General features: G+C 50.5%; 2 protein-coding genes. Both read right to left on the reverse strand.

From position 1 onward, the window contains the following. Positions 1-378: DeoR family transcriptional regulator (locus HNW77_RS17330; protein WP_172159340.1), on the reverse strand; the 378-nt coding region annotated here is incomplete at its 3' end. A gap of 57 nt (positions 379-435) precedes the next feature. Further along, a partial coding sequence (locus HNW77_RS18185) for an RbsD/FucU domain-containing protein (RefSeq protein ID WP_408886867.1) occupies positions 436-499 on the reverse strand: 64 nt, incomplete at its 5' end.

The raw sequence follows: 499 nt of genomic DNA on the forward strand, positions 1-499 counted from the left end.
GATAGGATGGCTTTTGGTAAAAACCTGAATGGGAATATCCGGCAACTGGCGGGCCAGATACCAGCAGGTTGAACTGGCATCCAGCGCAATCGTCATTCCTTCTTCTATCCACGCTAACGCTTCACGGGCAATATCGGCTTTGTGCGCATAATGGCTTTTCAGGCGGATATGGAATGGATCGCCGCTGTCCTGATTTTCACGATGAATATATTTAGCTCGTCCGTGATTACGCAGCACTTTTCCCTGCGTCTGTAGTTCACTGAGATCGCGGCGGATGGTCTCTTTACTGACGTTAAGCCGGGTGGCCAGCGCTTCGGTGGTCAGACTTTTATGATTGATCAGCAGATCGACTATCGCTTGTTGGCGTGCCGCTTTCATTTTTCTCACCCCATCATTCGATGAACGCCCGCGTCATGCGGGCGCACCGGCAAGAGATTACGGCGTTACCCCTTTTTTTAAAAGAATATTTCCGTACTTCGCGCACTCACCTGTGATAACG

The organism is Komagataeibacter melomenusus (assembly GCF_013155395.1).
GTDB lineage: Bacteria > Pseudomonadota > Alphaproteobacteria > Acetobacterales > Acetobacteraceae > Komagataeibacter > Komagataeibacter melomenusus.